The organism is Castellaniella sp. FW104-7C03 (assembly GCF_040276085.1).
In the GTDB taxonomy this organism is placed as follows: Bacteria; Pseudomonadota; Gammaproteobacteria; order Burkholderiales; family Burkholderiaceae_B; genus Castellaniella.
This window is the reverse complement of the sequence record NZ_JBELOK010000005.1, coordinates 277,929-286,436: the sequence shown is the minus strand read 5'-3', so window position 1 is coordinate 286,436 and position 8,508 is coordinate 277,929. Positions and strand designations below refer to the sequence as shown.

The 8,508-nt window shown below is 54.8% G+C and carries 5 protein-coding genes; all 5 read left to right on the top strand.

Features of this window, described 5'->3' with window-relative positions; genetic code table 11:
• Window positions 1-520: 520 nt before the first annotated feature.
• The 5 genes from ABS758_RS08475 (at window position 521) to ABS758_RS08455 (ending at window position 8,488) form a co-directional block, all read left to right on the top strand.
• Complete coding sequence (locus ABS758_RS08475; protein WP_350381342.1) at window positions 521-2,332, top strand: type I restriction-modification system subunit M; 1,812 nt, start codon at window positions 521-523, stop codon at window positions 2,330-2,332.
• A 14-nt stretch (window positions 2,333-2,346) separates the two neighbouring features.
• Window positions 2,347-3,528 carry a restriction endonuclease subunit S gene (locus ABS758_RS08470; RefSeq protein ID WP_350389073.1) on the top strand — a complete coding sequence of 394 codons (1,182 nt, stop codon included), beginning with the start codon at window positions 2,347-2,349 and terminating at the stop codon, window positions 3,526-3,528.
• Window positions 3,525-4,478 carry a hypothetical protein gene (locus tag ABS758_RS08465; protein ID WP_350381343.1) on the top strand — a complete coding sequence of 318 codons (954 nt, stop codon included), beginning with the start codon at window positions 3,525-3,527 and terminating at the stop codon, window positions 4,476-4,478. The genes ABS758_RS08470 and ABS758_RS08465 overlap by 4 nt, the downstream gene beginning before the upstream one ends.
• 62 nt (window positions 4,479-4,540) lie before the next feature.
• Window positions 4,541-5,359 (top strand): GIY-YIG nuclease family protein, encoded by an 819-nt coding sequence (locus ABS758_RS08460; protein ID WP_350381345.1) that lies wholly within the window; start codon window positions 4,541-4,543, stop codon window positions 5,357-5,359.
• Window positions 5,360-5,371: 12 nt separating this feature from the next.
• Window positions 5,372-8,488 carry a type I restriction endonuclease subunit R gene (locus ABS758_RS08455; protein WP_350381346.1) on the top strand — a complete coding sequence of 1,039 codons (3,117 nt, stop codon included), beginning with the start codon at window positions 5,372-5,374 and terminating at the stop codon, window positions 8,486-8,488.
• The last annotated feature ends 20 nt before the right edge of the window (window positions 8,489-8,508 follow it).

Sequence of the window (8,508 nt, the reverse complement as noted above, 5' to 3'; positions counted from 1 at the left end):
GCTTTGATGCGCAGCCGCTCACTGTGGCAGTGCTGACACCGGGGACGCCTGCGCGGGCCTGCCCAGACGTGGATGCCATCGGCACGCTTGACCTCTTGCACCACCAAACCGTGGATGCCTAGGATAGAATCTATTGGGGACATCGGCATTGACTCCATTAAACGTGTTCTTCGTAAAAGCAAGTCTAATGAATGTCGCTGTCCCCCGTTCATGATGTAGAGCCGGCATTGACTCCATTAAACGTGTTCTTCGTAAAAACAAGTCTAATGAATGTCGGTGTCCCCCGTTCATGATGGAGAGCCTGAATGTCGGTGTCCCCCGTTCATGATGTAGAGCCCTTTCTATTGGGAGCACCCCTTTTTTTGCGTGCGTGTTGGTGCGGGAGGCCAATAGAGTCGGGGCGGCACATCCTGTTATCTGCGGTTACCATGTCCTTAGGTGTGGCGAGTGAGGAGGATGCCCAAGAGGCATAAAACTCGGCTCTACACCTCGACCGGCAACAATCAGGCAACGACGCGGCATGGCACAAAATTTCTCAGAACTCGCAAACTTTATCTGGTCGGTGGCAGACCTCCTGCGCGGCGACTACAAGCAGGCCGACTACGGCAAGGTCATCCTTCCCTTCACGCTGCTGCGGCGCCTGGATTGCGTGCTGGCAGACACCAAGAAGGAAGTACTAGCTGAGTACGAGAAGAAGAAAAATTCCGGCATCAACCTGGACCTCATCCTTCCTCGCAAGAGCAAGCAGTCGTTCTACAACGTGAGCCCCTTCACGGTTCCTGGCCTGTTGGATGACCCATCCAACATCCGCCAAAACCTCATTGCTTACATCGGCGACTTCTCCGCCGACGCTCGTGATGTGTTCGAGCGCTTCAAGTTCACCGACCGCGTGGCCGAACTCGATGAAAACGACCTGCTGTACCTGGTCGCCCAGAAGTTCGCGGAAATTGACCTCCACCCCTCGGTTGTCCCCAACGAAACCATGGGCCTGGTCTTCGAGGAGCTGATTCGGAAGTTCTCTGAAGCGTCCAACGAGACCGCCGGGGAGCACTTCACGCCCCGCGAGGTCATTAAGCTCATTGTGCACTGCCTGTTCGCAGGTGACGATGAGGCGCTGTCCAAGCCTGGCATCATTCGGTCGCTCTATGACCCCACTGCCGGCACGGGTGGGATGCTGTCTGTTGCCGACAACGAAATTGCTGGCATCAATAGCTCGGCGAAGCTGGTGCTGTTCGGCCAAGAGCTGAACCCCGAGTCCTATGCCATCTGTAAGGCGGACATGCTCATCAAGGGCCAAGACCCCAAGAACATCGTCATGGGCAACACGCTATCGGCAGATGGGTTCATCGGCCAGAAGTTCGATTACATGCTTTCAAACCCGCCGTTTGGCGTGGATTGGAAGAAGGTTCAGGCCGCCGTGAAAGCCGAGTCCGAGAAGGGCTTTGCCGGCAGGTTTGGCCCGGGCCTGCCCCGCATCTCTGATGGCTCCTTGCTGTTCCTGATGCACCTGGTGTCGAAGATGCGCCAGGCCTCTGAAGGCGGGAGCCGTGTTGGCATCGTCCTGAACGGCAGCCCTCTGTTCACGGGTGACGCGGGTTCTGGTGAGTCGGAAATCCGGCGCTACCTCCTGGAGAACGACCTCGTAGAGGCCATCATCGCTCTGCCGAACGACCTGTTCTACAACACGGGCATTGCCACCTATATCTGGCTGCTGGACAACACGAAGAAGCCTGAGCGCAAGGGGCGCGTGCAGCTCATTGATGCCACGCGCATGTACGAGAAGCGCCGCAAGAGCCTTGGCAGCAAACGGGTCGAGATTACGGACGAGCAGATTGCGGAAATCGTGAAGGCCTACTCGGAGTTCAAGCCTGATGCGACTTTCACGCTGGAGTACCAGGAGCCGGTCAAGAACGGCGACGAACAGGCTGAGCAGGAGCCCCCGCGCTGTGTCTCGAAGGTGTTCGAGAACACCTTCTTTGGTTACCGCAAGGTCACCGTGGACCGACCGCTAGCGCCCGGGAAGACCGCGAAGAAGCCCAAGAAGGGAGAGAAGCCCTACGACCCTGAACTTCGTGATACCGAGAACATTCCCTTAGGCGAGGACATCAAGGCCTATATGCAGCGCGAGGTCCTGCCTCACGTGGATGATGCATGGGTGAATGAGACCATTCGTGATGAGCACGATGGCCAACCTGGCAAAGTCGGCTACGAAATCAACTTCAATCGCTACTTCTATGTCTACAAGCCGCTGCGGGCGCCTGAGGTCATTGCTGCAGAAATCAAGAGAATGGAGGAGCGGTTCATTGAGCTCATGAAGGGGGTTGTGGCGTGATGCTCTGGCCTTCCTTGAAGCACGTCGCACGGTTTGAATATGGCGATTCCTTGTCGCGAGATATTCGTTCCGATGGAGACGTTCCCGTGTTTGGCTCAAATGGCGTTGTGGGAAGCCATGATGTGGCGAATACGTTGGGCCCCGCCATAATCGTAGGTCGGAAAGGCTCCTACGGAAAAGTAACTTGGACGGATGCACCCGGGTTTTGTATTGATACTGCCTACTATGTGGATTCCCGACACACGGGCGCCAATCTCCGTTGGCTGTTCTGGGTGCTTCAAACTCTTGGGTTGGACCAGAACTCAGAGGATACTGGGGTGCCAGGTCTGTCTCGTGAAAGTGCCTATAGGACCAAAGTGCGGTGCCCATCACCGCAGGAGCAACAACGTATTGCTAACTTCCTCGACGAGCAGACGGCGCGGATTGATGCTTTGATTGCAGGGAAGGTAAAACTCCTTGAATTGCTTGATGAGCTGCGGTATTCAACCGTGTCATGGGCCGTAGTAGGAGGGCTACATCAAGACAGAGAGTGGATAGCTACCGAGCATGAATTTATACCATTGCTCCCAACCGGTTGGGTACTTGGAGGGTTAACCAAATACATAGGGCCAATTGTTGACTATCGAGGGAAAACACCCGAGAAGGTCGATGAGGGAATTTTGCTGATTACTGCCAGAAATATTCGAGATGGAAGGTTGGATTACGCTGCGTCAGCTGAGTACATACAGCCGGAAGATTATGGTGAAGTAATGCGTAGAGGTCAGCCAGGAATTGGAGATGTCTTGTTTACAACTGAAGCTCCATTAGGTCAAGTTGCAAACGTGGACCGGGAAGGCATAGCACTGGCTCAGCGTGTCATTAAGTTCCGAGGATTACCTGGCCTTCTTAATAATTATTTCCTTAAATATTGGCTCATGGCTCATCAGGTACAGGCTGTCCTGGCTACTTTGGCAACTGGTTCTACGGCAGAAGGGATTAAGGCTAGCAAAATTGGGAAGATACCCGTGGCATTGCCGAGCCTCGAGGAGCAAGAGGAAATAGTTTCATTCCTCAATGAGCGTGTACAGAATATTGATAGCGCTGTGGCCCATGCAAAAGCGCATATTGAACATCTTGAGGAGTACCGCTCATCCCTGATTTCAGCCGCCGTGACTGGTCAGATTGATATCAATGCTTTTCATCTGGAGGCCGCATGAGCTCCTTTAGTTGGCCGAAATATCCGGAGACGGAGCACGAGTTTGAGGCCTTGATGCAAGCCATCGACAAGCATTTGGCAGATGGAGGTCTCCAACCGCCTCAACGACCGCTAATGACCGGTCGGCTCTTTTGGGAAGCCTTCAAATGGGGTGGGCAAGTGCTACCCCCTGATGCTTTGGCGGACTCTCCCGGTTTTGAGGGGAACGTCCTCATGGCCAAAGCAAATCGTTGGTATGAACACGTCTTTGCTGATAAGTTGAAGATGGAAATGGCATATGGCCACGCTCCCTTCAAGCTTGGGAATGCTATTTGGAAAGTTAGGTTCGGGCTGGTCTTTGGCAAGGTTTCCTTGTTTCTTGACCGTAATTTAGAGAATAGCGGGGAAAATCCTGGACGTTCGAGTGTGCCAGCTTCATATAACGTGCTCTGTGCGGTAGAAGGGTTGCAGCAAGGTATGGTTGACAGATTGAAAGATTCTGAGTTGAAAGAATATTTCGACTTCTATGTCTCCAGTCTTCAAAGCTTGCAATGGCGAACTGATTTACCCAGCACCGACCTGTTATGTATTGCTCGTTCTGATTATGACCAGAGCACAGAAGATGTCATGGGCCAGCGATATGTGCAAGCTCGTTGGGGAGCACTGCAAGCCATCGAAAAGACCTTGAAAGGATTGCTCGCTATTGGTGGTTCTGATTTTCCACAAAAAGGTGCCAATGCGCACAAATTGGAATCTCTAGGGGCGCTGCTGAGTAACCAGCATGGCATTGCCATCAATATAGCGGCGTTGGAATTGGCCTCTTGTTCCACCAACGTTAGATATGAAATGAAATTTTCTGTTGAGGAATTTGCTTTGCTGGCAAATCATGCGGTTTTAGAGGTTTTAAAGGACTTGCGCACTAGTCCAAAAACCGCTGATTTGTTGGCCAGATATAACGGTAGGTCTGAATGACAATCCCCACTCCTAAGACCATCCAGATATTCTTGCCTACAGGCGACCCGCAGGGAATCCGCGTGGCTGAAATCACCACGCGCATCGTCCAAGCCATCGAAGTCCCCAGAAAACTTCTTCCAGACTTCATCGCAATGCCGGAGAGTGGTCAAGTCGCAGTCTATTTCCTGTTCGGACAGGGCGAAGATGGGGCCTCCCAGAGGCTCTATATCGGCCAGACTGGAGACCTGCGCAAGCGTTTGGCCAAGCACAACAAGGAAAAGGACTTCTGGCAGCGGGCCGTTGTGCTCATTTCGCGCACCAATAGCCTCACACAGACACATGCGCTTTTCCTGGAATGGCTGTGTATCCAGCAGGCCAAGGCAATCGGCCGTTATCAGACAGAGAACGGCAATGATGGCAGCAAGCCTCACACGCCAGCGCCTCTGGAGGCTGATTGCCATGAAATCTTCGACACCGGTCGAACACTCCTGGCAACACTGGGATATCCAGTCTTTAAGCCGTTATCTTCCAGTGAGGGCCAGTCCTCCAAATACACCGAGCTGTTCTACTGCAACCGCGCTGGCACCAAAGCCGTGGGCGAGTACACGGAGGAAGGCTTCGTTGTTCTCAAGGGCTCCGTCGGCAGAGGCGCTGTGAGCAAGGCCCATCTTCAACGGGCCTATGCAAAGCAGCGTGAATCCCTGATGCAAGAAGGCAAGGTTGCATTGGAAGATGGCGTGCTGGTCTTCAAAGAGGATGTTCTATTCGGAACGCCTAGTGGTGCTGCCGCCGCGATTGTCGGCAGCGCGGCTAATGGCTGGCGCGAGTGGAAGAACGATAAAGGCGTCACGCTAGACGAATTGAAGCGGGGCGCGAACCTCGCCACGACTGACGAATAAAAAGGGTTGGGGATGGCCAAGCTATCAAACGTCCACACTGAACGAATCTTCGAAAATGAACTTTGCGACCATTTGGCCACAAACGGCTGGGCCGTCCTCACGCACCCGAAGGAAGCCGCATCCTATAGCCGCGAGCTCGCCTTGTTCCCAGATGACCTCCTGGCCTTTGTCCAGGAGACGCAGCCGGCGGAGTGGGCCAAATTCAAGAAGTGGCACAACGGCCAATCAGAGGCCATGTTTGTGAAGCGCGTGGCCGAACAGCTCGACAAGCATGGCACGCTGCATTTGCTGCGCCACGGCTTCAAGGACCGTGATGCTAAGTTCTTCCTCTGCCAGTTCCGGCCTGCCAACAAGAAAAATCCTCAGTTGTGGGCCTGGTACGAGAAGAACCGCCTGACGGTCATTCGCCAGTTGCACTACAGCCTGCACAATGAGAACAGCATTGACCTGGTGCATTTTCTGAACGGCCTACCGGTGTCCACCGCTGAGCTCAAGACTGACCTCACGCAGAACATCAAGGATGCCATCATCCAGTACAAGAAGGACCGCCTGCCCAAGGACGCCAAGTCCAAAGAGCCGGAGGCCCTCCTGCAATTCAAGACCCGGGCGCTCGTCCACTTCGCGGTATCGACCGACGAAGTGTTCATGACGACAAAGCTGGACGGCGAAAAAACCTATTTTCTGCCGTTCAATCTGGGCCGACCCGATGGCGTGGGCGGCGCCACCGCGGGCAACCCGCCGGCACCCGAGGGCAAGGGCTACCCCACCTGGTACCTTTGGGAGCAAGTGTGGGCCAAGGACGTCTGGCTCGATATTCTGGGCAACTTCCTGCACCTGGAGGTGAAACAGGACGAGGACCCGAAGACCGGCAAGAAGCGGGTCAAGGAAACACTCATCTTCCCTCGCTTTCACCAGCTTGATGTCGTCCGAAATCTTGTTGACACGGTGGCGCAGGAAGGCGCTGGACAGGTCTACCTGGTTCAGCACTCTGCAGGTTCCGGGAAATCGAACTCGATTGCCTGGTCGGCACACCGCATGGCCAATCTGCATGATGCTGCAGACAATAAAATCTTCGACTCGGTCATCGTCATCACTGACCGGCGGGTGTTGGACAAGCAGCTGCAAGAGACCATAAGCCAGTTCGAACACAAGTCTGGCGTCGTCCAGAAAATCGACAAGAACAGCCAGCAGCTGGCAGAAGCCCTGATGAAGGGCACGCCCGTGGTGGTCACCACCATCCAGAAATTCCCATTCATCCTGGATAAGGTAAAGGGGATGAAGGGCAAGCGCTTTGCCATCATCGTCGACGAAGCGCACTCGAGCCAGTCGGGTACAGCCGCTCGGAACATGAAAATTGCACTCACCTCCGGCGAAAAGTCATTGTCAGCACCTGCGGTTCAGGTGGAGCTGGATGGCGAGACGGTCGAGGTTCCGGCAGACGTTGAAATCGACCCGGAGGACGTGACATCCGAGGATGTTGTCAATGAGGTGATGTCCTCTCGGATGCGTCCGAAGAATGTCTCATATTTCGCCTTCACGGCCACGCCGAAGGGCAAGACAATGGAACTTTTTGGCCGGCCCAACGCAGCGACAGGCTTGCCGGAGCCCTTCCATGTGTATTCGATGCGCCAGGCCATCGAGGAGGGCTTCATCCTCGACGTGCTGAAGAACTACACGTCCTACAAGATGTTCTACAAGCTCGGTGCGCTGTCAGATGAAAAGCTCGTCCCTCAGGGCAAAGCCAAGGCCGTGCTCGCTCGATACGCTATCCTGCATCCACACAATATCGCTCAGAAGGTTGTGGTCATCGTTGAGCATTTCCGCGAGCACGTGGCCTCCAAAATTGGTGGCCAAGCGAAAGCCATGGTGGTCACGGGCAGCCGCAAAGCCGCTGTGCGCTACAAGCTGGCCATAGACCGGTACATCAAGGAGCGCGGTTACCAGACGGAACTGCGCACCCTTGTGGCGTTCTCGGGCAAGGTCGAGGACCCCGATTCCGGTCCGGATGATTTCACTGAGGCCAGCATGAACCCAGGGATTGGGGGCGTCGAACCATCTGAGGCCTTCAAGGGGGATGATTACCGCATCCTGCTGGTGGCCAACAAGTACCAGACCGGCTTTGACCAGCCCCTGCTGCACACCATGTATGTCGACAAACGCCTGTCTGGGGTGCTGGCTGTCCAGACCCTTTCCCGGCTAAACCGTATCCTCCCAGGCAAGGATGACACGTTCGTTCTCGACTTCGTGAACAAGCCCGACGAAATTCTGGAGTCCTTCAAGCCGTATTACCGTGCGGCCGAACTCGAGGATGTCACGGACCCCAACATCGTCCATGAGCTTCAAATCAAGCTGGACCAGGCCGGCGTCTACTTCCCCGCGGAAGTGGATGGGTTCGCGCAGGTGTTCTTTGACCCCAAGCGCAAGCAGGCATCCCTGCACCAATTCCTCAAGCCTGCCGCAGACCGTTTTTTCCACTCGTTGGAGGAAGAGGCCGCAGAGCAATTCCGACGCGACCTGGGGACGTTCCTGCGGCTGTATGACTTCCTTTCCCAAATTGTCCCCTACAACGATTCAGACTTGGAGAAGCGCTACGCCTTTGGCAAGAACTTGATGCCGCGTATTGCAGAGCACGGCTCAGACACGGCAATAGACCTAGACTCGGATGTTCGCTTGACGCACTATCGCTTACAGGGGCTTGGACAAATGCGGCTAGATTTGTCCAGCGGAGAAATCGTGAAGTTGCAGCGGATTTCAGAAGCTGGTTCTGGGAAGGGTGTTGAGGACGAGAAAAAGCCCCTGGCCGAAGTCGTCGAGAAGATGAACGACCTATTTTCTGGCGACCTGACCGAGGCCGACCTGATTGGCTACGTCACCACGCTGCATGGCAAGCTGCTGGAGGACGAGACACTTGCTGAGCAGGCTGCAAACAACACCGAAGAGCAGTTCCGCATGGGGGACTTCAAAGACCGGCTGACCGACATCATCTTGGATAGTCAGGATGCGCATAACTCAATTGCAGGCCAGCTCCTGAAGGACGAACGGATTTTTGCTGCCATGCAGGGGATGCTGGCAAAGATGGTGTATCGGGCTTTCGCTCAGCGTCAGCCATCAGAGGGTGACAGCATCTAACGGAAATGAAAAAAGGGGTT

Coding starts and splice junctions, on each gene's coding strand:
- ABS758_RS08475 (WP_350381342.1), top strand. CDS start 521: ATGGCACAAAATTTCTCAGAACTCGCAAACTTTATCTGGTCGGTGGCA.
- ABS758_RS08465 (WP_350381343.1), top strand. CDS start 3,525: ATGAGCTCCTTTAGTTGGCCGAAATATCCGGAGACGGAGCACGAGTTT.
- ABS758_RS08455 (WP_350381346.1), top strand. CDS start 5,372: ATGGCCAAGCTATCAAACGTCCACACTGAACGAATCTTCGAAAATGAA.